The 24,173-nt window shown below is 41.2% G+C and carries 17 protein-coding genes and 1 pseudogene; 10 read left to right on the top strand and 8 right to left on the bottom strand.

Annotated elements, in window-relative coordinates:
* Positions 1 to 492: 492 nt before the first annotated feature.
* From M595_RS31575 to M595_RS18275, 3 genes are all read right to left on the bottom strand, one after another.
* The gene (locus tag M595_RS31575; protein WP_023067837.1) at positions 493 to 687 is read right to left on the bottom strand and encodes a TLTLP motif-containing protein; all 195 of its coding nucleotides are present in this window, start codon (positions 685 to 687) and stop codon (positions 493 to 495) included.
* Between the two features lie 280 nt (positions 688 to 967).
* Entirely contained in the window at positions 968 to 1,546 is a 579-nt protein-coding gene (locus M595_RS18280) for a hypothetical protein (protein WP_023067835.1), read from the bottom strand.
* A 216-nt stretch (positions 1,547 to 1,762) separates the two neighbouring features.
* Positions 1,763 to 4,864 carry a GAF domain-containing protein gene (locus M595_RS18275; RefSeq protein WP_023067836.1) on the bottom strand — a complete coding sequence of 1,034 codons (3,102 nt, stop codon included), beginning with the start codon at positions 4,862 to 4,864 and terminating at the stop codon, positions 1,763 to 1,765.
* Positions 4,865 to 5,612: 748 nt separating this feature from the next.
* On the opposite strand from M595_RS18275, the gene M595_RS18270 reads away from it, so the two are divergent.
* Positions 5,613 to 7,889 carry a pentapeptide repeat-containing protein gene (locus tag M595_RS18270; RefSeq protein WP_023067851.1) on the top strand — a complete coding sequence of 759 codons (2,277 nt, stop codon included), beginning with the start codon at positions 5,613 to 5,615 and terminating at the stop codon, positions 7,887 to 7,889.
* Positions 7,890 to 7,960: 71 nt separating this feature from the next.
* On the opposite strand, the gene petL is transcribed toward M595_RS18270, so the two are convergent.
* Positions 7,961 to 8,062 carry a cytochrome b6-f complex subunit PetL gene (gene petL / locus M595_RS33095; protein ID WP_445974341.1) on the bottom strand — a complete coding sequence of 34 codons (102 nt, stop codon included), beginning with the start codon at positions 8,060 to 8,062 and terminating at the stop codon, positions 7,961 to 7,963.
* Between the two features lie 93 nt (positions 8,063 to 8,155).
* Between petL and aroB the strand changes: the two genes are divergently transcribed.
* On the top strand, positions 8,156 to 9,250 hold the full coding sequence (gene aroB / locus M595_RS18265) for a 3-dehydroquinate synthase (RefSeq protein WP_023067834.1): 1,095 nt from the start codon (positions 8,156 to 8,158) through the stop codon (positions 9,248 to 9,250).
* A gap of 412 nt (positions 9,251 to 9,662) precedes the next feature.
* Positions 9,663 to 10,700, top strand: a complete 1,038-nt coding sequence (gene pstS / locus M595_RS18260; protein ID WP_023067858.1) for a phosphate ABC transporter substrate-binding protein PstS — start codon at positions 9,663 to 9,665, stop codon at positions 10,698 to 10,700.
* 7 nt (positions 10,701 to 10,707) lie between these two features.
* On the opposite strand, the gene M595_RS18255 is transcribed toward pstS, so the two are convergent.
* Entirely contained in the window at positions 10,708 to 11,580 is an 873-nt protein-coding gene (locus tag M595_RS18255; RefSeq protein ID WP_023067847.1) for a hypothetical protein, read from the bottom strand.
* Between the two features lie 113 nt (positions 11,581 to 11,693).
* Here M595_RS18255 and rppA point away from each other — a divergent pair, with 113 nt between their 5' ends.
* The 7 genes and pseudogenes from rppA to M595_RS18225 all read left to right on the top strand — a co-directional run bounded on the left by rppA (position 11,694) and on the right by M595_RS18225 (position 20,685).
* A complete protein-coding gene (gene rppA, locus M595_RS18250; protein ID WP_023067861.1) occupies positions 11,694 to 12,392 on the top strand; it encodes a two-component system response regulator RppA in 699 nt (232 codons plus the stop codon).
* Positions 12,389 to 12,643 (top strand): hypothetical protein, encoded by a 255-nt coding sequence (locus M595_RS32915; protein WP_023067833.1) that lies wholly within the window; start codon positions 12,389 to 12,391, stop codon positions 12,641 to 12,643. The genes rppA and M595_RS32915 overlap by 4 nt, the downstream gene beginning before the upstream one ends.
* A 69-nt stretch (positions 12,644 to 12,712) precedes the next feature.
* Positions 12,713 to 13,765: a two-component system sensor histidine kinase RppB gene (gene rppB / locus M595_RS18245; RefSeq protein WP_338041660.1), complete on the top strand. Its 1,053-nt coding sequence runs from the start codon at positions 12,713 to 12,715 to the stop codon at positions 13,763 to 13,765.
* A gap of 249 nt (positions 13,766 to 14,014) precedes the next feature.
* The gene (locus M595_RS18240; protein ID WP_023067864.1) at positions 14,015 to 15,865 is read left to right on the top strand and encodes an efflux RND transporter periplasmic adaptor subunit; all 1,851 of its coding nucleotides are present in this window, start codon (positions 14,015 to 14,017) and stop codon (positions 15,863 to 15,865) included.
* Between the two features lie 34 nt (positions 15,866 to 15,899).
* Positions 15,900 to 19,046 (top strand): annotated as a pseudogene (locus M595_RS18235) (efflux RND transporter permease subunit).
* A gap of 91 nt (positions 19,047 to 19,137) precedes the next feature.
* A complete protein-coding gene (locus tag M595_RS18230; protein ID WP_040484318.1) occupies positions 19,138 to 19,614 on the top strand; it encodes a hypothetical protein in 477 nt (158 codons plus the stop codon).
* Positions 19,615 to 19,785: 171 nt separating this feature from the next.
* Complete coding sequence (locus M595_RS18225) at positions 19,786 to 20,685, top strand: DUF8832 domain-containing protein (RefSeq protein WP_023067842.1); 900 nt, start codon at positions 19,786 to 19,788, stop codon at positions 20,683 to 20,685.
* Positions 20,686 to 20,849: 164 nt separating this feature from the next.
* Here M595_RS18225 and M595_RS18220 read toward each other — a convergent pair whose 3' ends face one another.
* The 3 genes from M595_RS18220 to M595_RS18210 form a co-directional block, all read right to left on the bottom strand.
* Positions 20,850 to 21,332: a tellurite resistance TerB family protein gene (locus M595_RS18220; RefSeq protein WP_023067830.1), complete on the bottom strand. Its 483-nt coding sequence runs from the start codon at positions 21,330 to 21,332 to the stop codon at positions 20,850 to 20,852.
* Between the two features lie 94 nt (positions 21,333 to 21,426).
* Positions 21,427 to 23,229: a M61 family metallopeptidase gene (locus tag M595_RS18215; protein ID WP_023067856.1), complete on the bottom strand. Its 1,803-nt coding sequence runs from the start codon at positions 23,227 to 23,229 to the stop codon at positions 21,427 to 21,429.
* Positions 23,230 to 23,308: 79 nt separating this feature from the next.
* Positions 23,309 to 23,989, bottom strand: a complete 681-nt coding sequence (locus M595_RS18210) for a Crp/Fnr family transcriptional regulator (protein WP_023067859.1) — start codon at positions 23,987 to 23,989, stop codon at positions 23,309 to 23,311.
* Positions 23,990 to 24,173: the final 184 nt, after the last annotated feature.

Raw genomic sequence — 24,173 nt, 5'->3', positions numbered from 1 at the left:
TGATCGAGCCAACCCTAAACTCAGGAATTGAGCTGCGGGATCTCCCCACAGGACAATAGGAGTTGATCAGAAGCCTGGTTTAGAGGCTGGGCCGTTTCATTTTCCCCCTAAAATTTGATTGGACCGGAGTACCGGAGGTGGGGAGGTGGGGAGATGGGGAGTACCGGAGATGGGGAGATGGGGAGTACCGGAGGTGAGGAGTACCGGAGATGGGGAGTACCGGAGGTGGTGAGTCCACCCCCGTGCGCGGGGAACCCGCGTTGAGGGGAGTGGCTATCGGTGTTGGGGGAGAATTTCTATGCGCGAAAAAACTATTTTTAATCAGAAGCGCACTTCACCCATCACTCCCGGAACCCCATACCCCCGGCAATTTTTAACTCGGGAAGCGAGTCATCGCAGGCGATGACTTATAATGAAACAGCCCTGGGGTTTGGAGGGAAAAAACACCTTCCGTCTCAAAATTCTGAGCCGACAGAGAGCGATTTGGGATTTTTAGGGTTGATTGTTGGTTAAACCTTGGATCGGATAGGGAGGAGATTGCCAAGTTGCACCTTGACTGGGGGAATAGTGGGCAATCGTGAGTAGAGGTAGCGTTAGCGTCATTAGGGCAATGACTGTTCCCACAAAATTTGCAAACCAGTCGCTAGCATGACTAGAGGCACTAGGAGGGTGACTATCAGATTCCATACAAAATTCTTTCAAGCTTTGGAGCGTATATTCGGCGAGCTTTTACTGATTAAGTATAGCACGAAATTACCGGGTTTTATCTATCATCCCGAAGACAGATTTTCGGGTTCTCTTGACCTTGATGAGAACGATCAAGTTTCAGAAATTGAGCTGATTATCGGCATTGCATAGAGAAGTTGACCGGGTTTGAGAGTTAATCGAAACATCATCAAATGTTAACTTTTGGAGAGAATTCTCCTCTAATTTGGGGGGGGTTCAATGGACATCTGTCGTCTGAGTCTTAATGGGAGGATTGATGGATTTGGCTGTAGATTTCTTTGACGACATCAAGCAGAGTTAAGACTTGTTGCCATTGAGGAAGCTTCGGGTTACTGCTGCGGGCAAGTTCTGCTTGCAAACGGTTTTGAAGTTGCTCAATAAGCTGTTCGGTAGAAGTCGAGTCTTCATCTTTTTTGGACTCATGGCTGAGGGGAGTTGCTTCATTTTCCCACTCAACTTCACCGTTCTCTGGCAAATTTTCCCGTAAATCCTGAGCGGTTTCTGCCAGCATTAAGGCCCTTTGAGCGATGTTATCGGGAAGTTTAGGACGCTCAGATAAGGCAATGCGAGACAGTTCGAGTAACAGTTGCCGAACCTCTTCTAGCCACTGACTTTGTTGCTGCCAATTCAGGTCAGGGTTGAATTGGCTGGTGTTTTGTTGAAGGACTTGTGCATTTTGGGCGAGGGGAAGGGCTTCTGTGGAGACTCTTTCGGGGAGTCGAGGTAAGTCAGCTAGTGATGCCCGAGCGATTTCGATCAACAGATTGTGAACCTTCTCCAGCCATTCAACATCGGAAAAATGGGAACTTAGTTTAGTCATATCTTAAGCACACTGTATCTCAAATTTTGAGGTCTATCGCCTGGATTTCATCTGTGAAAATCCTCTAGAATTTATTAATTCTATACCAATTTTATTCAGTTACACTCTTAATGCGACCAAAATTGAATCTAAAATTAACATTGTTTCAGATGTTTTCACAGTAATGATTGGCGATCGCGACTGAACTCCTGGGGGAGACTGTTGTCTAGCGGTTTTCTATTTTTCGGTCAACTTCCAAACACCATCCCAGTTTTCGCTCGGCGGTTTTGTGGTTTCATACAAAATACAACGATCAACATGAAGTTTAGCCGCTTTATTTTTAGGATCAATGTTTAAGACTTCCAAAAATTCTCGTTTGGCTTTTCTAAAGGCTTCTTTAGCTTGAGTCGCAAATTCTTTTTTCGCCAGATCAATCAGCTTTCTTAACTGAGGGAGTGACATTTCTTTGGCTTCATCCTCTAACATCTGCTGATTTTTGGGATCTGCACTAAACTGTTTGAGTTTAGCGATGAGTAATTTTTTGGTATCGCGAGGGGTAATTGCTTTGGCTTTGTCTCGAACATTGACGAGTGCTTGTTCCAGCGGACTTGCCTTCAATGCTTCGAGTTCTAGGCGATCTACTGTATTTTCTCCAAGAATGTCAACTAAGGTGGTTAGTGACCACTCCAACAGCATTTCTTCGATCAATTCTTTGTCATTGTAAGACAACTTTTTGATTTGGGCTTCAGACAGTTCTTCTAACTGATGTAACAACTCGATCAGATGTTGTTCGCTGAGTTTTTCTCGGGCGGTTTTGAGATAATACTCTCGTCCTTTGTGATAATGGTCGATGATGTTTTGTTGATCTTCTGAGAGGGGACGCGCAAGTTTTCCTTCCCGAATTCCAACTAACTCATAAATTTTAACGGGTTTACTTTTCCCTTTGACGGTGATGTAGTCAAGTTCACGGACAATTAACCGTTCTGCGTAGCGATGATAAGTATTGTCGCTAATAATAATATCGGTTCCGTATTGTTTACTGGTTCCTTCTAAACGAGAGGCCAAATTCACCCCATCTCCAATAGAAGTTAATTCCATCCGTTTACTAGAACCAATATTCCCACTGATGACTTCATCGGAATGTAATCCCATACCAATACTAATGGGTAATAACCCGTGATCAACTCGGATCTGATTAAATCCTTCCAAACGATAGCGCATTTCAAGGGCTGCTTGCATTGCCATCCAGGGATGATCCTCGAGCGGGGCTGGAGAACCAAATACCGCCATTAACGCATCGCCGATATATTTATCGAGAGTGCCTTTGTAGTTGAGTACGGTGTCTACCATTTCCTCAAAATATTCGTTGAGCATGGTAACGACTTCTTCGGCTTGTAGCTTTTCCGTCAGGGTTGTATAGCTTCTAATATCACTAAAGAGAACCGTAACATCTTTGCGTTTACCGCCTAACCCGATATCCCCACTGGCGAGTAATTGTTCGGCGACTTCTGGAGTCATGTAGCGATAAATGAGATTTTTGACCTCTTTTTCACCGCTAATATCTTCCATCACCACGAGAACCCCACTGACTTTTTTGGGATCGCTGACATCGGACATGGAGTTAATGGAGAGGTTAATACTTTGGGGTTCTTCTGCTGCACCCGATAATAGGGTTTGATCGGGATAATATTGTTGTCGATCTTTGGTGTCTTTTGGATGTAGGGCGGTTTCAAACCATTTGGTAAAGTCGCCTTCTTTGAGATGAATCAGATCGGGAACATACTGTCCGGCGGTGACATCGGCATCACTTAACCCGAGTAATTCTTGAGCGCATTCATTGGTGGCAATAATTTTCCCGTTTCTGTCAGTTGAAATGACGCCGTTGCTCAAACTGCGAAGAATATCGCGCTGCATTTGTTCTTGCTGACGCACGGTTTCAAACAGTTTGGCATTTTGTAGGGCAATTCCGGCTTGAATATTAAAGGCCCGCATGAATTCTAAATCGTTGCGGTTAAAACTGGCTTTCCATTGTTCAGGAGGTTCAGGCCAAGTTTCGGGGTCGTAGGGGGGATAGCCGCCTTGTTTTTTCTTGTTAATCAGTTGTGTGACTCCGATTAATTGGTCATCGGAATTGAACACGGGCATACACAACAGGCTACAGGTGCGATATCCAGTTTTTTGGTCTGTTTCTTGAGATTTAACGGAACGGGGATCTTCGTAAACATCAAAGGAAATTAGCAGAGGTTCCCCCGTGTCAGCGACGATTCCGGCAAATCCAGCATGAGCAGGGATGCGGATTTCGGTGAGTTTGCCCTCAATCGGAATTTTTGTCCAGAGTTCGCCTTTTTCTGCATCGAGAAGCCAAAGGGTGCTGCGATCGGCGTTCATTAGTTCTTTGGCCTGATCCATGACGTTTTTAAGCGTTTCTTCGAGATCCAGGCTACATTTACTCAGGGAGTTCACCGCATTCATCAAGGCTTTGGCGGCTCGTTGTTTTTGAGTGGCGGCGTAGAAGGATTTGGAGGACTCAAGAATCAGGCGAATGGAAGGGACAAACTCGGTAAACAGTTGCTCATCGTCTTCTGTAAACCCGCGCTTATCTATTTTTTCTTCTAGGGGGGCTTCGAGATCGCTTTCGGGTTTGAGTTTATTGAGAAGTTGGACAACCGCCACTAATTCTTCTTCTTCGTTGAGCAGCGGCATTGCCATCATGGTGTAGGTACGATACCCATATTTGCGATCTGATTCCTTGGCGGCTTGGGAACGAGGATCGTCGTAGAAGTCGTAAGGAATACTGACGACTTTTTTGGAGGTGGCTGCTTCTCCAGCAATTCCAGCATTACTGGGAATTCTTAATTCTAGGGGTCTTCCGTCTTCTCCTTTGGCAACAATTGACCAAAGTTCTTGTTTGTCATCATCGACTAACCAAATGGTTGTCCGATCGGCGCTGAGTAATTCACCAGTTTTGAGCGTGATCGAACAGAGCATTTCGTTGAGGATTGCCTCAAACCCTTGGGCGTCGAGCAAGTTGTCGAGAATCGAGAGGGTTTCATTAACGGTTTTGAGCTTTTGTTCAACCTCTTTGACGACTTGAACAAAGTTGTCCTTTTTCAAGGGGGCCAAAAATGAGGAAAAGCTACCACTATTGCTTGATCGCACAATCGCAGCACTACTTCCTCCATTCCCTGTAGATTGACCTGGGTGTATATTGTCTGGGGAGACAGAGGAGGTCACGTCTTGAGATGAAGAATCACTGTTTTGGCGATCGTGATCAACAGTAACGTCTACTGTTTTGAAGACGGTTTGCTCTTTGGGATTGCCTGGAGATGCAGATTTCATAGACCTTTACCAAAAAGACCTGTACTTTAAAATCATCGTTAATACAATGGACAGCAACTTTTGGGAGAATGAGTTGATGTCTCTACGTTATACAGATGAGCTTGGATATTCTTCAGTTTACGCGCTTCAGTCGGTCGGTGGTTAAATTATCAAACTGTGATTAAAGAACTGTAATCAATTTTTGCACTGATAGCCAGCAAAAGGATGTGCTTACTTCTACCAATTTTTGATTGGAGTTCAACGATCAAAACTGAGTTGACCCAGATTAGCTAAAAATCTAATGCCGACAGTAGACAGACTCAACTGAGTATATACCGAAGATAGAGCATAGAGAATAAGTTAGTTAATAGTATAAGGGTAAAGGTTAATATCGGGTAGGAAGTTACTCCCCCTTTTTTAATGAGGATCACAAGTCACAGGTTATAAGTCACGGTCTTTTGGGGTCTGAACTCCTAAGCGATGAAAAAAGAATATTATCCGAAGTGTCAGTCTCATAGGTATAATGGTCTATGAAGTTGTAATTTTCAGTTGACTTGGGTTCGGACTCTAAGCAAAATCTTAATGCAGAGGACGAGCTTTTGTACACTGAGACTAGGTTTCGTTAAATCTTCAAACTTCTTGTCTAGACTGAGGTCTTGATGAGATTTTGGGGGTGTTGTCTCTAAATTTTTTTAAAAAGAGGTTGGGATTGGGTGCTTAATGTTTGTTTTTATTGTGAGAGGGTTGTTTCGTCAGACAACAAAACAGCATGACAAACGGATGTACATATAACGACTATCAGGCGGAATCCTATTCCGAGGGTTATGCCACCATACCCGATCCGGAACTAGATCAGGAGGTCATCTACCAGTTTTTTCTCAAATCTATTCATCAGTGGGAACCTAAAAAGGTTTTAGATGAGTTTGAAAATATCTTTATTCATCTATGTTGTCCTGAGAGCGAACAAGTTGTTCAAGCGATCAACAATATCATTGAGTCGAAACGAGAGTTGAGTTTTAGAAATACTCTCAAGCGGGTTTGCTATATTCTGATTAATAACTGGTACATTAATAGAAAGCATAACTTTGTTCAACAATTTATTGAGTTATTAGAAGAAACAAAAGAAGATGAGAGCATTGCTATTGCTCCGAATTTGAATCGTTTGGGAAGTTGGCTGCGGAACTTCTTTAAGACTTCAGAATATCAAGCGATTAAAAACTGTGCATTAAAATCAAAAAAAGATTGGAGTCATCGTTATACTTCGTATTTACTGGTTCCCGAGTATATCAACAACGAAGATAACTCCCATGAACAAAAAGAATTTGCCCGAAATTTATCAAAACAGCTTAAAGACAAGTATAAATTTGATTTAGCCATGTATGTGGCGCGAGCAAATTCGACAACGATGTTGGGTGAAAAACGCTCAAATCCGACTCAGCTCGGAGATGATGTGATTCAACTGATCAAAAGAACAATATCGGCTCAAAGAATCTCTAGCTACAATCAGCAAGCTACACTCTTTCTCCGAGATACCCAAAATCTGAGTTACGCAGACTTCAAAAAGACCTTACCTCAATACTTAATGCTCTCCGGGAGCGATCAATTTCCGATTAATAAGGTTCGGGAAAAACTGAATAAAAAACTCAACATTCTTTACACCCATTATGAAGAGCGGGTGATCAATAAAGGCTTAATTATTCGCACTTGTAACCGTCTGATTGAAACCCTGACCACTGAAGACAGTAAAACCCCTTCTCCGATCTTTTCACTTTTAACTTCCCAGGGAAATCCCTTGACTCTGGTGATTCTGCTGTTAAAAATCGTCTTGATTTGTAGTTCGGCTCGGACTTACCTCGAACTGTGTATATCCAAGCTGATTCAACAATACCAAGACTATGAAGAAAACCAATGTAAACGTCTCATTCACTTTTTAGAAGTGTTTAATTTGGTCTTTACTATTTTCACAGAAAATGTACAGTTTCATCTAGTAAGAGTTCCTGAAGAAAAAGCTTCTTCTTTCGTAACCAGTTTTGACTCTTGTCGGATTTTTTGTCAATCCAAAGGGCCTGATTTGCGAGGAATTAACCTCAAAGGTATAAACTTGGGAAGTCTCGAACTTCGGGGTGCGGATCTGCGAGACAGCGATCTCAGCGAAATTGAACTTGTTCAAGTAGACTTACGACTCGCCAACCTCAGTGGTGTCAATCTCAGCGGTGCTATTTTAGATCAGTCTCAACTGTTAGTTGCTAATCTCACGGAAGCGGACTTAAGCCATGCGAGTTTAATTGCAACAGATTTGCGACGCGCCTATTTGAATAAAAGCAATCTCACCAATGCTAATCTGACTAAAGCAATTCTCGATTTAGCAAGTCTCCGACAGGCTAAATTAACCCACGCTAATCTCTTGGATGCCAGCTTAAATGCAACCGACTTGAGTTATGCAGACTTGTGTGGTGCGGATTTACAAAATGTTAATCTCAGAGGCGCTAATTTAACCGGAGTAAACCTCACCTATGCGAACCTAAAAGGTGCTAATCTCCAAGATGCTAACTTAACGGGTGCTAATCTGAGTGGAGTTAACTTTTCCAACGCTAATTTATCTCAAGCTAATCTCACCCGTACAAATTTAGAAGCCACTAATCTTTATCGAGTTGACTTAAATAAAGCCAATCTGAGTGAAGCCAATTTGAGAAATGCCAATCTTAGCGAAGCAAACTTAAAAAATGCGAATCTCAGCGAAGCAAATCTCAATTGTGCGATTTTACGTCAGGTCAACTTAAATCATGCGGTGATGGTCGGGGCGCAAATTTGTCGGGTAGATTTAACTCGGGCGACACTGGTTAAAGTCGATCTCAGTGAAGCGAATCTCGCTTATGCCCAAATTCGTCATGCTAATCTCAGAGCAGCGAAACTATTCAAAACCAATCTACGAGGGGCTAACTTATTTGGGAGTAACGTGATCGATGCGATTGTCAAAGAAGCAAAACTCGGGAATAATTCGGGACTATCGGATGATGTTCGTCAGTGTTTAAAACTGAGACAGTAGAACATCTTAACAAAACTTCGGTAAAGACGTTCTCTTGAACGTCTCTACTGTTGTTAACGGGTTGGGGTGAACTAAATCAGCTTAATCAAACGAAACGCAAACAGAAATCCGAATGCAACCGCTAAAGCAGCGACATAAATTCCACCATAAGCAATTACGGCACCAATACTCATTCTTTATTGCTCCACGAAACATCATAATCACTATTGAAACATGAGGTGAGCTAGAATACATCTGTGTCGGAATAAATTGATCAGGGGGACACAATGGAATCAGTGATTCGGGTGAATTTAGAACAGATGTCTTATGATATAGCGATCGCGCCTGGAAGTCTAGAGAAATTGGGAGAATTGATCACGCCTCTCCAACTCGGACAAAAAGTGTTGATTGTGTCCAACCCAGAGATTTTTCACCACTATGGACAACGGGTGATCACCTCTGTTGAAAAGACTGGCTTTGAGGTGGCTTGCTGTACCCTTCCAGCAGGGGAACCCCACAAAACCCTAGAAACTTTGCAAAAAGTCTATGATCTCGCCTTAGAACATCGCCTGGAACGTTCTGCAACGATGATTGCTTTAGGTGGGGGTATTGTTGGGGATATGACTGGGTTCGCGGCTTCGACTTGGTTGCGGGGGATTAATGTTGTCCAAGTTCCGACGACGCTGTTGGCGATGGTGGATGCGTCTATTGGCGGAAAAACTGGGGTTAATCATCCTCAAGGTAAAAATCTGATTGGGGCGTTTCATCAACCCCGAAAGGTGATTATTGATCCACTGGTTTTAAAAACGTTACCAGAACGAGAATTTCGGGCGGGAATGGCGGAAGTGATCAAATATGGAGTGATTTGGGATGGGGAGTTATTTACCCATTTAGAACAAGCCCAACGCTTAGATCAAATGCAGTTTATTGAGCCTTCGTTATTACAAGAAATTTTACAACGGTCTTGTCAAAGTAAAGCCGAAGTTGTTAGTAAAGATGAAAAAGAGTTGGGACTGCGGGCGATTTTAAACTATGGTCATACGATTGGTCATGCTGTAGAAAGTTTAACCGGATATACAACTGTTTTGCATGGGGAAGCGGTGGGAATTGGTATGGTTGCCGCGAGTCGAATTGCGGTAAAATTGGGGCTATGGGGTGAAGATTGCGATCGCCGTCAATTGGCTTTAATTGAAAAAGCGGGTTTACCGACAAAGTTACCGACGGGTCTTAATATTGATGATATTTTAACATCGTTACTAACGGATAAAAAGGTTAAAAATAAGAAAGTGCGGTTTATTTTACCGACAGAAATTGGTGTTGTGACGATTACCGATCAAGTTTCATCTGAGGTGATTCGAGAGGTTTTGCAAGGAATGTTTTAAAACTTTTTGAGTTAATTTTTCAGATGTTCTCCAGGAAATAAGTCAATTCCTAATGCAGATTTGATGAGATCAAGTCACAAATTAGAAGCCCCCAAAAGTATAGCTCAATAACAAGGTCAAAAAATAAAACTAGATAGCCTTATCAATTTTAAATAACTGTTTTACAAGACTAAACTTAACCCGGCTCAATATTTTTAGGTTTATTAAAGATTGTTGCTCTAGTTAAGAACAGTTTAATATTAGGTTAATTGAGGTTATCAAAAGATTAACTTAATTAAAGATCGGGTTCCCAGAGACAACGACCAATCATAGAAGTTTAAAAAATTTAAACAGTAGAAAAATCCTCTTAAAAACTTTGATATAGTAACGCTATCTTTCTATAAATTTCTATTTTAAAGTTGAGGGACAAACCATGATTACTCTAAAATCAACTTGGCAACGAACCCTAACCGCCTCTGTTGCAGTCGTTACGCTTTCATTCGGTACAATCGGCCAAGCGATTGCGGTTTCTCTCCAAGGCGCAGGGGCTTCTTTTCCCGCACCCTTGTACAAACGTTATTTTGAGGAATTTAACAAAGATACGGGTATTACTGTTAGTTATAATGCAGTCGGAAGCGGCGCCGGCATTGAACAATTTATCGCCAATAGCGTTGATTTTGCCGGAACAGATGCCCCTCCTACCCAGTCCCAGATTGATACAATGCCGAATGGAGTCGTGCAAGTTCCCACCGCAGGCGGCGCTGTTGCTGTTGTTTTTAATGTGCCTGGTGTCTCAGAGTTGAAACTTCCTCGTTCTACGGTGGCCGATATTTTCCAGGGAAAAATCACCCAATGGAATGACCCCAAAATCGCCAAAGCTAATCCGGGGGTGAATTTACCAAATTTGCCGATTAAGCCTGTTGTGCGTGAAGATGGAAGCGGTACGACCTATATTTTCACCCGCCACCTTAGCTCTACCAGTCCCCAGTTTAAAAAAACCGTTAACGTTTCTCCGCTTCCTAATTGGCCCGGAAGTCCGCTAAAAGCCCCCCAAAATACGGGGGTTGCGAATACGGTTCAACAAACTCCAGGGGCTATTGGCTACGTTCAAGATACCTTCGCTCGTCAAAATAATCTCTCCACCGCCCAACTGGAAAATTTAGCGGGTGAATTTGTCGCGCCGACGTTTGAGGAAACGAATAAAGCGCTGGAAACTGTGCGGTTTTATAACGATTTTCGCGCCGCCAACCTGCAAGACCCAGAAGAAGGTTATCCGATTGTGGGAATTACTTGGATGCTGGTTAAACAAAATTATGATAACCCAGAAAAAGCAGATGCGGTTAAAAAGATGGTCGGTTGGGTGATGAGTGAAGGTCAAGGGTTAAATCAAAGCTTAGAATATACTCGCATTCCTCAAGCAGTGAGTAACAATATTATTGAAGTTGTACAGGAGAAAGTTGCAGCAAATTAGTTGCGAGTTAATAGGGAGAAAATTCACTTTCTTGTAAGGCTTCTTCCCGTGCAACTTCCTGGTTTCGACGATAGAGAGAAGCTCGATTTTGAGCGGTAGCATAGCGGGAAAATTCTGAGGAAACTGCTTCCATTAATTCTGCGGCTTCCCCCCAGGTTTCGGCTATTTCCGACCATTCCTGACGAGTTCGAGCGACTTCTCCTGCGGCTACTGCTTCTTGGGCGAGTCGAACGGCTTGAGTAAATTTTTCGGAGTCAGTGGCTTGGTTTTCTGGAGTTGGAATTGGTGTCGGTGTTACCACTGGAGTTGAGGGAGTTTCTTCAGGGTTAGAAGTTTGTAAACTCAGCCATTGATAGACTCCAAAACTGACTAATAACGCCGCCAGACTGACAATCATTCCTCCGATTAATCCTCGCTGGAAGGGTTGATTTTGTTGGATAGAATCAGTCGAAGTTGTTCTCGGAATTGCCCAAGTTTGAGTTAAAAATTGCGTCTCTTGAATGATTCCGAGAAGTTGTTGAGGAAGGGACGGCTTTTTGAGTTTAATATCTTCATACCACAACAGTTGAGTATTGGGGTTGCGATTGATTTCCTCAAACCAAAGCAGTTGTTGTCTTTGAAGAAGACGACTATTAATCCTCACTCGGTGAATATGGCGAGGGGAGATAGAGTCTAAAATATTCTGAATTCGGATAACAATTGTAGAGCGTTCAAGCTGTTCGGGTTGCGTCGCTTCACACAACAATTGTAGCACTCCATCGACAAATACCGCTCGCGTTTTGACCCCTATTTCGGCGAGTTGGGAGTTGAGAACTTGAACAACAGCGACGACATTTCCTTGATGAGCCTGTTTTGTAATATTATCCATTAAAGTAGACATTTTTTTAAATTATTACTCACTCACGAGAGGTTAAACAAGGTTTGAGATGAAAATAATATAATACTATAATACAAGAGAGTAGGCTCTTTAATTATGATTGATTAATAATATATATGAAAATTTTACTGGTAGAAGATGAGCCGGATTTAGGTGAAGCAATTAAACGAACGTTATCTCAAAATAGTTATATTGTTGACTGGGTAATGAATGGTGAAGAAGCGTGCGTTTATCTTGAAAGTCAATGGACCGATTATACTTTGACTATCTTTGATTGGTTGCTCCCCGGACTTTCAGGGCTTCAACTTTGTCAGAAATTGCGACAAAAAGGAAGTTCTATTCCGATTTTGATGCTCACCGCCAAAGATACAGAAGCCGATAAAATTTTGGGTTTAGATGCGGGGGCTGATGATTATCTCGTTAAACCCTTTGGAATGGGGGAGTTATTGGCAAGATTGAGAGCCTTATCCCGGCGATCGCCCCAGTTAAAATCCGAACAATTAAAACTCGGAAATCTTATTCTTGATTATCGCCTTTATACGCTATCTTGTCAACAAGTTAATGGCACAATTCAAACCATTAACCTGACGAATAAGGAGTTTCAACTGCTGGATCATTTTCTGCGACATCCCGAACAAATTATTACTCGCGATCGCCTTTTAAATCAACTTTGGGAAGTGGGAGCGGAACCGGAAAGTAATGTTGTTGCGGCTCAAATTCGCTTGCTGCGTCGCAAACTTGCAGAAATTGGATGTGATCGTTATATTGAAACGGTTTATGGACTCGGATATCGTTTTTCTATCCCCAAAACATGAAGCAAAATCAACTGTTTCAACAAACCCGTTGGCGCATCGCGAGTTGGTATGCGGGAGTGATGGGAATTCTTTTAAGTTTATCGGGTTTTGGAGTTTATGAAGCCATCTTTCACGCTCATAAAATTACTGTTGATCGCGAAATTGCAGCAGTTGCGGGAACGTTGCATGATAGCCTGGAAACTGTTTTAAAAACTTCCGAACAATTTGAGCCGGATGTTTGGCGAATTTTACCAGATTTATGTGTGATTTAAGCTGAAGATGATTGTCAAAAAAATGCTCAAGAAACTCGGGTTGAAAGTAGTCATTTTCATCCCTCTCCCCTGCATCAATATAAAATTTTTAGTCGAAATTATTACTATATTCGATTGTTAGATGCGTCAGGAAATTTAATCGCCGTATCCGGTTCATCATTGCCAAGTTTACCGTTAAAATTAACTTCTGAACCTTGGCAAACTTTAGAAGATGATCGAGGAAATCGATACTTATTTTATTCAACTCCATTACACACTCGTAATAATCAAATTTGGGGGAGGTTACAATTAGGGCGATCTCTACAAGATTTTGATGAATATTTGGCGAATGTTCGTTTAATTATGGGTTTGGGGTTGCCTTTAAGTTTAATTGGTGTAGCGATCGCTAGTTGGAAATTAGCCGAAATTGCCATGCAGCCTATCTATAAATCTTACCAGCAAATTCAACAATTTACAGCCGATGCAGCCCACGAATTACGCACCCCTTTAGCGGCGATTCGAGCCACCGTAGAAACGACTTTAAATCAGGAAAATTTGAGCGAAAATCAAGCCAGAGAAACCCTAGAAGTTGTCGAGCGTCAAAATAGTCGCCTGTCTGAATTAGTAAAGGATTTGTTATGGCTGTCTCGCATGGAACAAAAGACCCTATTAACTTCTCAGAATCCCTGTTGTATTAATGATTTAATTAGCGATACCGAAGAAGAACTCGCCGCTTTAGCCATTCAGTCTCAAGTTACCCTAATAACAGAAATAAGAGCTAAAAAATCGGTTATCGTTAAAGGGAACGAAGCCCAACTTTATCGGGTAATTTTTAATTTGGCAACTAATGCAATTCAATATACTTTACCCGGTGGCAAAGTTACAATTATTTTAGACAGTAGCGTTAATTATGCTATAATTCAAGTTAAAGATACAGGAATTGGGATTCCTCAAGAAGAAAAAAGAAAAATTTTTGATCGATTTTATCGGATTAATAGCGATCGCTCTCGGACAACTGGGGGATCTGGTTTGGGATTAGCAATTGTGCGGGCAATTATTCAAGCTCATCAGGGTACAATTGAACTCGATAGTCAAGCTAAAAAAGGAAGTATTTTTACCGTTAAATTGCCGTTAAAAAATTAACATTTACCCCGTTTATGGGTTCATTTATTTATAAAAAATCGAAAAATTTGCATCAATTCTGTAGCAAACAATTCAATATGTAAATTACATTTTCAGTAAAAACGCCATAGAGCGCAGAAAATCAAAATTTCATCCTCATTTCATTTTTCTGTGCAATACTCAAGCCATATTTTCAAATTCTGCAAGTTTAAGCAATGTAAAAGCTTATTTTACTGTTAATATTTTACCGTTATGAGCTAGACAGATATTATGAACCAGCCCTTTTATCCCCTATCATTTTTAAAATATTCTGGAGTGCTTCTCAGTCTGCTTTTATTAATAAGTCCGACACCCGTTTTCGCTCACGCCGGACACGGAGACGAATTTCATAGCAAGTCAGAAGCCACAGTCCCCAGTGGAATTACAGTCGATAATCAAACCCTTCAACGCTTAGGAATTCGCGTCGAACCCGTGTCAAAAGACTTCATGGATATGGGGATAAAAACCACGGGTCAAATTGAAACTTTACCCCGTAAAACAGTAGAAATTACCTCACCTTTAGCCGGACGAGTCATTGAATTATTAGTTGAACCCGGAGACACAGTTACAAAAGGGGAAGTTGTCGCTGTATTATCGAGTCCCGAGTTAGTTTCATTGCGAGTAGAAGCCTTACAAAATCAAGGCGAAGCCGAAGCACACCTCAAACAAGCCCAAGCCAATTTAGAACTCGCCCAACAAAATTATCAACGTCAACAAAATATCGCCGAAGCCGAAATACAACAAGCAAACAATCAATTAAAAACCGCTCAACTTCGCTACGAACGAGATAAAGCGATAGTCGAAACCGGCGCCGTTGTTGGGGTAACGCGAGAAAATTATCAGCGTCAAATTGAAATCGCCAAAGCCGAAATTGAACAAGCAGAAACTGCTTTAGAAGTAGCTTTAGAAAACTATCAACGGGATGAAGAATTAACCAATGCGGGTGCATTACCCCGACGTGATTTTTTAGAGTCAAAAGAACGGTTAGCTAACGCCAAAACTGATCTTGCTCGCGCTCAAAGTCGTCGAGAAGTTTTGAGTGCAGAAACAGAAGTTAAACAAGCAGAAATAGACTTACCCGTGCGAGATTTGCGGGAGTCAGAAGGGTTACTCGCCGAAGCTCAATCGCAACAAATTAGAGCTAACCAAAAACGAGAAATTTTAGAAGCCGAAGCAGAATTAAAACGCGCAGAAGCCGAACTCGAAGCCGCAAAATCTAATATAAATTTAAGCAAAACAACCTATGAAATGCGACTTCAACAGTTAGGAACGAATGGCAATAATGAAGGTAAAGTTATTATTACGGCTCCTATATCTGGTGTTGTAATTGATCGCGAAATTACGTTAGGTCAATCCGTTGATGATGCGGGTTTACCTTTAATGACAATACAAGATAATAGCCAAGTTTGGGCGACTGCAAATCTGTATGAAAAAGATGTCGCTCAAGTGCGTTTAGGACAGAATGTTCGGCTAACAGTTAATAGTTTACCTGATCAAGTTTTTGAGGGTCGTATTGCTCAAATTTCGCCGATAGTTGAGGGAGAAACTCGGGTTATTCCCGTTAGAGCCGAGTTAGAAAATAACGAAAATTTACTCAAGCCGGGAATGTTTGCAGAGTTAGAATTAATTACAGAAAAAACGACTAATTATGTAGTCTCTATTCCTGAAAATGCTATCGTAGAGGCGAATGGGAAAGCGTTAGTTTATGTACAAAATGGTCAAGATTTCGCACCCGTAGAAGTAACGCTCGGACAACAATTTGCGGATAAAGTTGAGATTATTCAAGGTTTATTTGAAGGCGATAAAATCGTTACCGAAGGCGCGATTCAACTTTACGCTCAATCCTTGCGAGGGGGAAGTAAAACCGCAGATAAACATGAGGATGAAACCCACAGCGAACAGCCAGTTAAACCTCAAATGATGGGAATAGAAATGCCGCAAAGTGTACCCGGATGGTTGGTTTTTCCAGCTTTTGGGGCGATTGCTTCTACAGCTTTTTGGTTGGGGCGTCGCAGCCAGAATACACCAGAAAAACGCGCAGAAGTTATTGATTCTCTGGTTAACTTAGATGAAACAATTTAGATAAAATTAACGGCAAACTTTTGACGCTTGACTTATGCTAGATAACATTTTAAAATGGTCGATAGCTCAACGTTGGTTGGTGGTTATTGGTGCAATTATCGTGACATTTTTGGGCATTCATACCGTTTCTAAAATGCCTTTAGATGTGTTTCCAAACTTTGCACCTCCCCAAGTCGAAATCCAAACCGAAGCGCCGGGATTGGCACCCGAAGAAGTTGAATCTTTGGTCACTTTACCGATAGAAAGCGCTGTTAATGGTACCCCCGGTTTAGAAACCGTTCGTTCGGCTTCTGCGGTGGGACTTTCGGTGGTAAAAGTAACGTTTAATTGGGGAACAAATATTTATCTGGCTCGTCAACTGATTACCGAACGTTTACAACAAGCTTCAGAACAGTTACCAGACAGCGTAGAAACGCCCCAAATTTCTCCCATTTCTTCGCCAATTGGTACTATTATTCAATATGCTTTTACTGTCGAATCCGGTGGAAAAACAACATTAATGGATGTGCGACAGTTAGTAGATAAAGACATTACAAACCGTCTATTAGCCGTTCCCGGTGTGACTCAAGTGATTGCTTACGGGGGAGATGTTCGCCAGTATCAAGTATTAGTTAATCCGGCAAAATTACAAGCCTTTGATGTCTCCTTAGAAGACGTGACAGCCGCAGCAGAAGCCGCCAATACCAACGCAGCAGGAGGATTTTTAATTAGCCCCGATAAAGAGTTATTAATTCGGGGAATTGGACGCATAGAATCGATTGAAGATTTAGAACAATCCGCGATTACCGCTCGTCAGGGTACACCCGTTTTATTGCGGGATGTTGCTGATGTGAAAATCGGCGAAGCATTGAAGCGGGGAGACGGAAGTTTAAACGGAAAAAGAGCCGTTGTTGTGATGGTCAATAAACAGCCTTTAGCCGATACTCCGACTGTTACAAAAGCGGTTGAATCTGCAATGGAAGAAGTAAAAGCCAGTTTACCCGATGATGTGGAAGTGACCGTTACTTTTCGCCAATCTGACTTTATTGATGCGTCGATAGAAAATGTTAGGGATTCCCTCAGAGATGGGATTATTATTGTTTCGATTATTCTGCTGTTATTTTTAATGAACTGGCGAACCGCTATCATTACTTTAAGCGCTATTCCCCTGTCTTTGTTAATCGGATTAATGATTATGAATTTATTCGGTCAGGGGATTAACACCATGACGTTGGGGGGGTTGGCTGTTGCGATTGGTTCGGTGGTTGATGACTCAATTGTTGATATGGAAAACTGTTATCGAGGATTGCGAAAAAATCAACAATTAGAAAATCCCAAACATCCCTTTCAAGTCGTTTATAATACCTCCGTAGAAGTTCGGGTTAGCGTACTCTTTTCAACCGTTATTATTGGAGTGGTTTTCGCGCCAATTTTTACTTTAACTGGCGTAGAAGGTCGCATCTTTGCACCGATGGGAATCGCCTATTTAATCTCAATTTTCGCCTCAACTATTGTGGCGTTAACCCTCTCCCCCGCTTTGTGCGCTTTCTTACTCGCATCCCAACAATTACCCGAAGATGATACTTGGATTTCCAGACTTTCTCAAAAACTTTATCAACCCGTCTTAAAATTTTCCATTCAGTTTCCCAAAGTGATTATATTCACCGCAATTGCGGCTTTTGTTGCATCCTTAACGCTTTTTCCAACACTGGGACGGGTGTTTTTACCGGAGTTTCAAGAACGCTCTCTTGTTAACGCAATGGTACTCTATCCCGGCGTCTCTTTAGAAATGACAAATCGAGCGGGTTTAGCCATTCAAGATGCGCTGATGGATGACCCCCATTTTGACTCAATTCAACTGCGTTCGGGACGGGCGCCAGGAGATGCGGACGCCGGGGGTGTAACGTTAGGACATTTGGATGTATAACTCAGCGATTTAGGACTAAAAAATCGGGAAGAAAGTATCAAAATTATCCGCGAAGAATTTGCCAAATTACCCGGAGTCGCGCCGAATATTGGCGGGTTTATTTCTCACCGTATGGATGAGGTTTTATCGGGGGTTAGAAGTGCAATTGCGGTGAAAATATACGGTTATGATTTACAAGAACTTCGCAATATTGGCGCCCAAGTTCGAGATGTAATAAGTGAAATTCCGGGAATTGTTGATTTGCAGCTTGAACCGCAAGTTCCGATTAAACAAATACAAATAAAATTTGACCGTTCGGCTGCGGCGCGTTACGGTTTGAGCGTTGGAAATTTAGCTGAAATTGTCGAAACTGCTCTTAATGGTCGCGTGGTTTCACAAGTTTTAGAAAATCAACAGTTCTTTGATTTGGTGGTCTGGTTGCAAGAAGAATATCGCAATAATTTAGATACCATTCGCAATTTGTGGGTTGATACGCCAACGGGTTCTAAAATTCCTTTGGCGCAAGTCGCTAAAATTGACTATGGAACCGGACCCAATACAATCAACCGCGAAAATGTTTCCCGTTTAATCGTCGTTTCTGCGAATGTTTCCGGTCGAGATTTGGGGAGCGTTGTTGATGAAATTAAAGCCGAAATTAATCAAAACGTTCACCCGCCAACGGGTTACTTTATTCAATATGGTGGTCAATTTGAATCGGAAGAACGAGCCAGTCAAAACTTACTTATTTTTGGCAGTTTAGCCTTAGTTGTTATCGCTGTTTTAATGTATTTTGCAGTAAAATCTGTTTCCGCAATGATGATGATTATGCTCAATTTACCTTTAGCGATAACCGGGGGAATTTTTTCTGTCGCTGTGGGTGGGGGGGTTCTTTCGGTGGCGTCTATGGTTGGGTTTATTACGTTGTTTGGTGTGGCGACTCGCAATGGTTTATTATTGGTTGATAACTACAATCAAAAAATTGCCGAAGGAATTTCCCTAAAACAGGTTATTTTCGACGGTTCAACTGAACGTCTAGTGGCAATTTTAATGACCGCTTTTACCTCCGCTTTGGGAATGGTTCCCCTCGCTTTTGGAACCGGAACGGGTAAAGAAATTTTGCAACCTTTAGCCGTTGTTGTATTAGGGGGATTATTTAGTTCGACTATACTCACTCTATTAGTTCTTCCGGCTTTATATTCCCAATTTGGACGATATTTGGTTCCCCAAACAAAGAAAGATACAGTTGTAATTCAAGATTTTTATACTCCTGATGAAACTTCCATTTTAATAAAATAACTTTCATTTTTTTCTGATTTATTTTCTAAAATAATGTACAATAATTTTAGAAAAAATAACAGCATTTTCAACTATTATAGGAGTCCAAACCATGAAACGTTTTTTATTCAATATTGTTATGATTAGCAGCCTGGGATTAACCGTTTTAACCGCCTGTTCTCCCAGTGAAACTGCTCAAAACACCACCGAAACCACCCCATCACCCACTGTAGAAACCGCCTCAACCGAAACCGCAACCGCAGACCATTCCGCACCCCAAAAAGGCGGTCAAGTCGTCGAAACCGGCGCCTATCATTTGGAGTTTGTTGCTTTACCCGAACCAGGTGGAACTCACCTTGATTTTTACTTACAAAGTGGGGATAGCCATGAAGCGGTTCCCGGTGCAAAAGTTACCGCTCAAATTCAGTTACCCAACGGCGAACAACAAGCATTAGATTTAGAATATGATCAAGCCGGAAAACATTATGCAGTCTTTTTACCCGGAGAAGAAACGGGGGAATATAAAGTTGCTGTCTTGAGCGATATTAACGGTGAAAAAGTGAACGGAAGATTTAATTTCAACCGATAAACAGTTAAAGCTTTATGAAATGCAAGCGGGTTTATTTAGGTTGCTTCTCAAAATAATTCAATCTTTATAGACTCGCGTTAATGAATAAAAGTAAATTTCATTCCGATTTCATAAAGTGATGTTATTTTCAACTTTATCACTCTTGAAAATTGAGTCAAAATATTTAAAATTATGAATCGTTTTCTAATTTCTCTCTTTGCTGTTCCATCATTATTGACTTTAATCCAAAGTTGTGCTGTTAATTCTCCCTCAAAAGATGCTTCTACTCAAGCACAACAAACCCATCAAATGAATCATAATAGTGGTGATAATTTAAGCGCTCATCATCAATCTTCTACTCATTCCCATTCAAATCATAGTTCAGAATCGGCGAGTTTAACGAAAGCACAACTCACAAAACCCAGTCAAATTGCTGTTAATCAACCGCAGACTTTCTTGATAGAAATTCAAGATAAAACTGGAAAACCGATTACTGATTTTGAGACGTTTCAAGAACAGCTAATGCACTTAATTGTTGTTAGTGAGGATTTAGACGTATTTGAACATCTTCACCCGGAATATGACGGCGACGGTTTATTTCAAGTCGAAATCACCTTTCCCAAACCCGGAAGTTATACCCTCGTTACCGACTACAAACCCAGTAGAATGTCAGAAGAAATTACCCTTTTAAATGCTCAAGTTCCCGGAGTTCAGCTAACTTCATCTGTTAAAATTAATGAAAATATGAGTCAAATTTTAGAAGATACACAAATCACTTTGACTTCTTCCCAACCCGTGCTACAATCAGGTCAGGAAGTCACTTTGAAATTCAACCTCAAAGATGCAAAAACAAATCAGCCGATTAATGATTTAAAACCCTATCTCGGTGAACAAGGTCATTTGGTTATCTTTAAACAATCTAATCCTTTAACCAAAGCAGACTATATTCACGCTCATGCGCTCAAAAATACTCCACCCGATGAAGTGCATTTTATGACGAACTTTCCTAAACCCGGAACTTATAAAGTCTGGGGACAATTTAACCGCAATGGTAAAATTATTACATCCAGTTTTTGGGTAAAAGTTTCCTGAAGTGAAGATTGATTACTTAAAAATCAGTTAATTCAAAAAAACCTAACACCAGTCACTTCAAAGAGAGTTCGCCAGTTTTAGAACGATGAATTAAATCGAAGTTTGCGATCGCATTTTCCCCTTTTATTCTGACGAACTCCTTAAACCGTGAGACCAATCTCACTCTATTCTTCACCCTTAACAAACGCTCCTAATTCCTCAGTCATCCGAGCAACTAAATTCGGAGTATTGTTAGATTTAGCTTCGACTTGCGCTTCGATGTTCTTAACAACATCTTCCGGTAAATCGAGTAACTTGACTAGCTTTTGATAAGCGGCTTCTTCTTCTTTATTAATATTAGGTTCATGGGGAGTACGAGCGCTAGACCCAATCACTTCATAGCCTAATCTTAATACTAATTCCCGTTCTTCTTGAGTTTTTAACTTCGGAATTAATTCTTCTAACGGAATATTTTGCATCAAATATTCTGTTAATTCTTGTTGCAACTTTTCCTGTTCGCTTCCCACCGCAAATAAACGACTAAATTCATCAAGCATCAAAGCAACTTCTTCCTGTGCTAGATGTCCATCCGCCCAAGCCATCGCCGTGACAACTCGCAGCAAATTCATCTGACGGGGGGTGATTGGGGGTGGAGGGGGTACTTGCATTGACATTGTTTTAATTGTATGATTTTGAGACAACAAATAATCTCCGCAAAAACAGATTTTATTCAACTGCTTTGCTTCGATATATGACATCATCTCACAACTTGTGGTAAGGACATCCTAACCATCCTGAAAAGTTTCTTTGATTTTGGGGTGATGGATCTTTAACAGAAGCAATTTTGTAGCTACTGGGGCGAGGTTCAGCGAGTGTTACCGAACAAGTCTGTAGCTGATCTTGATGGAAAATAGCCAATTCTACTGTCTCACCGGGCTGATAGTCTTTGAGGCGATCGCTTAACTGTTGAGCATTCACCCGGAAGCCATTTAAAGCCAGTAATTCATCGTCTGGATCAATTCCGGCGATTTGGGCAGGACTTCCGGCTTCTACAAATTTTATCAGTTCTCGACTCCCATCAGAAATCACTTGTAGTCCTAAATAGGGAACGCTATCCGATTTTTCTGCTTTTAATCGTAAGCCAAACGGTTCTAAAAATTCATTCAAAGGTAACTCGTCTGTTCCATAAATATATCGCTCAAAAAAGTCCGTTAAATCGGTTTCGGCGACAGATTCAATTACCTGTTTAAGCTGTTCGGGAGTGTAGCCAATTTCTTGGCGTCCAAACTCCTCCCACATTCGCCGCATGACATCATCTAGAGAACGACGGTTCCGGGTACGTTCTCGAATTAATAAATCGAGTAAAAAGGAAACAACTTCCCCTTTCAAGTAATAAGAAATCTGACAATTATCGCTATTGGCATCTCGGCGATAAAGTTTAATCCAAGCATCCCAGCTGGACTCACTTAATGGTTGAATTTTGCGCCCAGGTATTGTTTGTAAGCGGGTAATATCTTTTGAAAGTTCTTTAAAAAAGGTTTTGACATCAAAAATACCTGATCGCCAAGGAATCACGATGTCATAATAACTGGTTGTTCCTTCACAAAACCATAAAGATTCTGTATAGTTTTCTTGCTCATAATTAAATACTTCTAAGGCTTTTGGACGAATTCGCTTCACATTCCATAAATGAAAAAATTCGTGGGCGACTAACTGCATAAAGCGGTTATATTTGTCTTTGTCGCGTAAACCAAACCGAGGATAATTTAAAGAACAACTGTCTTTGTGTTCTAATCCTCCAAATCCTTGGCTGGATAAATGCAATAAAAACAAATAGCGTTCATAGGGTAAATCTCCAAACAAATCAGCTTCTTCTTCGATAATTTTTTGGAAATCTGCAATTAAGCGATCGCTGTCTCCGTTTCCCTCGCCCCAAATCGCGAGTTGATGAGATTTTTCACGAACTTTAAACTCATAAATCTTGTGGGTTCCAATTTCAAAGGGAGTATCAACTAAAGTATCTAAATCTACAGCTTTAAATGTATTAACTTGATCAGAAACTTTCGGTAAAGTTGTTGTAACTTGCCAATATTCTGGCGGTTCAATAGTTACCCAAATCGGATGTTTTTCCCAACCAGGAATGTAGAAAAACAGAGCCGCACTGTTAAAATATCCGTGAGTTTTATCTAAGTGATTTGTACGAACCGTTAATTCGTTGGCAAAAATCTGATATTCAATGAATAATTCCTGAACATTATTAATATCAATTTGCCAATGATTTTTGCTAAGTTTCCGCCAAGTGCAGGGTTGTCCAGCTTGATCATAGGCTTGAAACTTTTGGAGATGTCGAGAATATTCACGAACTAAATAGGAACCGGGTGTCCATACAGGCATTTTCAAATCTAGAACCCCAGATTTTACTAAATGTCTCAATTCCTGATCAACCCGAACACATAATTTAACTTCAAATAGATGAGATTGGGGTTGAGACATCCCCACCCTATATTGCATCACCGGGATTTGTTCCGCTTGGAGGTGAGGACGAGATTGAGTTGCTTCAGTCATTTAATTTTTGATTCTGGATGGACAATTTAGTTCAGAAAAGACTTTTAAGTTAAAAACTATTTTTTCATTTTACAACAAACTATTGGCTAGCGAGATGACTTAAATGTTTGAGGTTAATTAAATGCAAAGTTTGATTGTCCTCATCTATTTCTAACCACCCTTTCGAGATCAACTTTTCCATAATTTTGTTGGTTTCTTCAAAGCTAATATCTGTTACATCAGCTAAATCTTGGTAAGGAATATTAAAAATATCCGCCCGTTTTTCAGTGATTTGACCATAATTTTCAGCCAATTCCACTAAAGTATTTGCTAACTTCACAGCCGGAGGACGGTGGCGAATTTGGTAGCGTTGATTGGTTTGGCGAAGACGACGTACCATTAACTGCAACATCCGATGATGTAACTGTGGATCTTTGAACAACGTTTGAATAAATCGTTGAGCTGAAACACTGATCAACCGAACTGGAGAGAGAGCGATCACGTCATTTGAGCGAGGAGATTCATCCAAAATTGCCATTTCTCCAAAAAAATCACCCCGGCCTAAAATTGCTAATGTCACCACGTTATCACCCGATAAGCGTCGGACTTTCACCCATCCGGAGACAATAAAATAAACCGCATTCCCCCAGGCATCTTCCATCACGACAGCACGATTGGCTGGATAATCATGCTTAACCGCAACGGATAGGAGCCATTCTAAGGTCTCTGGATTTGCCCCTTTAAATAAGGGAAAAAGCTCGCTGAAAGCTTCAGTCTGCATGGAACTCGCTACAGTTGGAGATTAATCTAACTTGACACACGTTCGGCATTAACCGCAAGGGGTCTGAGGGTATATTCTCGAAGTCGTACTTCAAAGATACTGCTACGATTACCAAGCTAGCCGATCACAGCTTAAGGCTGTAATTCCCTCAACTTGTTCACGCTTGCAGATAGCATTGACGATT

The sequence above is a fragment of the Lyngbya aestuarii BL J genome, assembly GCF_000478195.2.
GTDB lineage: Bacteria > Cyanobacteriota > Cyanobacteriia > Cyanobacteriales > Microcoleaceae > Capilliphycus > Capilliphycus aestuarii.
The sequence above is the reverse complement of the archived record's forward strand: the minus strand, read 5'-3'. Positions and strand labels throughout refer to the sequence as shown.

Excerpts from the sequence above, each read along its gene's own strand:
- M595_RS18210 (WP_023067859.1), bottom strand. The coding sequence starts at position 23,989 with ATGCAGACTGAAGCTTTCAGCGAGCTTTTTCCCTTATTTAAAGGGGCA.
- M595_RS18215 (WP_023067856.1), bottom strand. The coding sequence starts at position 23,229 with ATGACTGAAGCAACTCAATCTCGTCCTCACCTCCAAGCGGAACAAATC.
- M595_RS18255 (WP_023067847.1), bottom strand. The coding sequence starts at position 11,580 with ATGTCTACTTTAATGGATAATATTACAAAACAGGCTCATCAAGGAAAT.
- pstS (WP_023067858.1), top strand. The coding sequence starts at position 9,663 with ATGATTACTCTAAAATCAACTTGGCAACGAACCCTAACCGCCTCTGTT.
- M595_RS18240 (WP_023067864.1), top strand. The coding sequence starts at position 14,015 with ATGAACCAGCCCTTTTATCCCCTATCATTTTTAAAATATTCTGGAGTG.
- M595_RS18220 (WP_023067830.1), bottom strand. The coding sequence starts at position 21,332 with ATGCAAGTACCCCCTCCACCCCCAATCACCCCCCGTCAGATGAATTTG.
- M595_RS31575 (WP_023067837.1), bottom strand. The coding sequence starts at position 687 with ATGGAATCTGATAGTCACCCTCCTAGTGCCTCTAGTCATGCTAGCGAC.
- M595_RS18275 (WP_023067836.1), bottom strand. The coding sequence starts at position 4,864 with ATGAAATCTGCATCTCCAGGCAATCCCAAAGAGCAAACCGTCTTCAAA.
- M595_RS18225 (WP_023067842.1), top strand. The coding sequence starts at position 19,786 with ATGAATCGTTTTCTAATTTCTCTCTTTGCTGTTCCATCATTATTGACT.
- M595_RS18280 (WP_023067835.1), bottom strand. The coding sequence starts at position 1,546 with ATGACTAAACTAAGTTCCCATTTTTCCGATGTTGAATGGCTGGAGAAG.
- aroB (WP_023067834.1), top strand. The coding sequence starts at position 8,156 with ATGGAATCAGTGATTCGGGTGAATTTAGAACAGATGTCTTATGATATA.
- M595_RS32915 (WP_023067833.1), top strand. The coding sequence starts at position 12,389 with ATGAAGCAAAATCAACTGTTTCAACAAACCCGTTGGCGCATCGCGAGT.
- M595_RS18270 (WP_023067851.1), top strand. The coding sequence starts at position 5,613 with ATGACAAACGGATGTACATATAACGACTATCAGGCGGAATCCTATTCC.
- petL (WP_445974341.1), bottom strand. The coding sequence starts at position 8,062 with ATGAGTATTGGTGCCGTAATTGCTTATGGTGGAATTTATGTCGCTGCT.
- rppA (WP_023067861.1), top strand. The coding sequence starts at position 11,694 with ATGAAAATTTTACTGGTAGAAGATGAGCCGGATTTAGGTGAAGCAATT.
- M595_RS18230 (WP_040484318.1), top strand. The coding sequence starts at position 19,138 with ATGAAACGTTTTTTATTCAATATTGTTATGATTAGCAGCCTGGGATTA.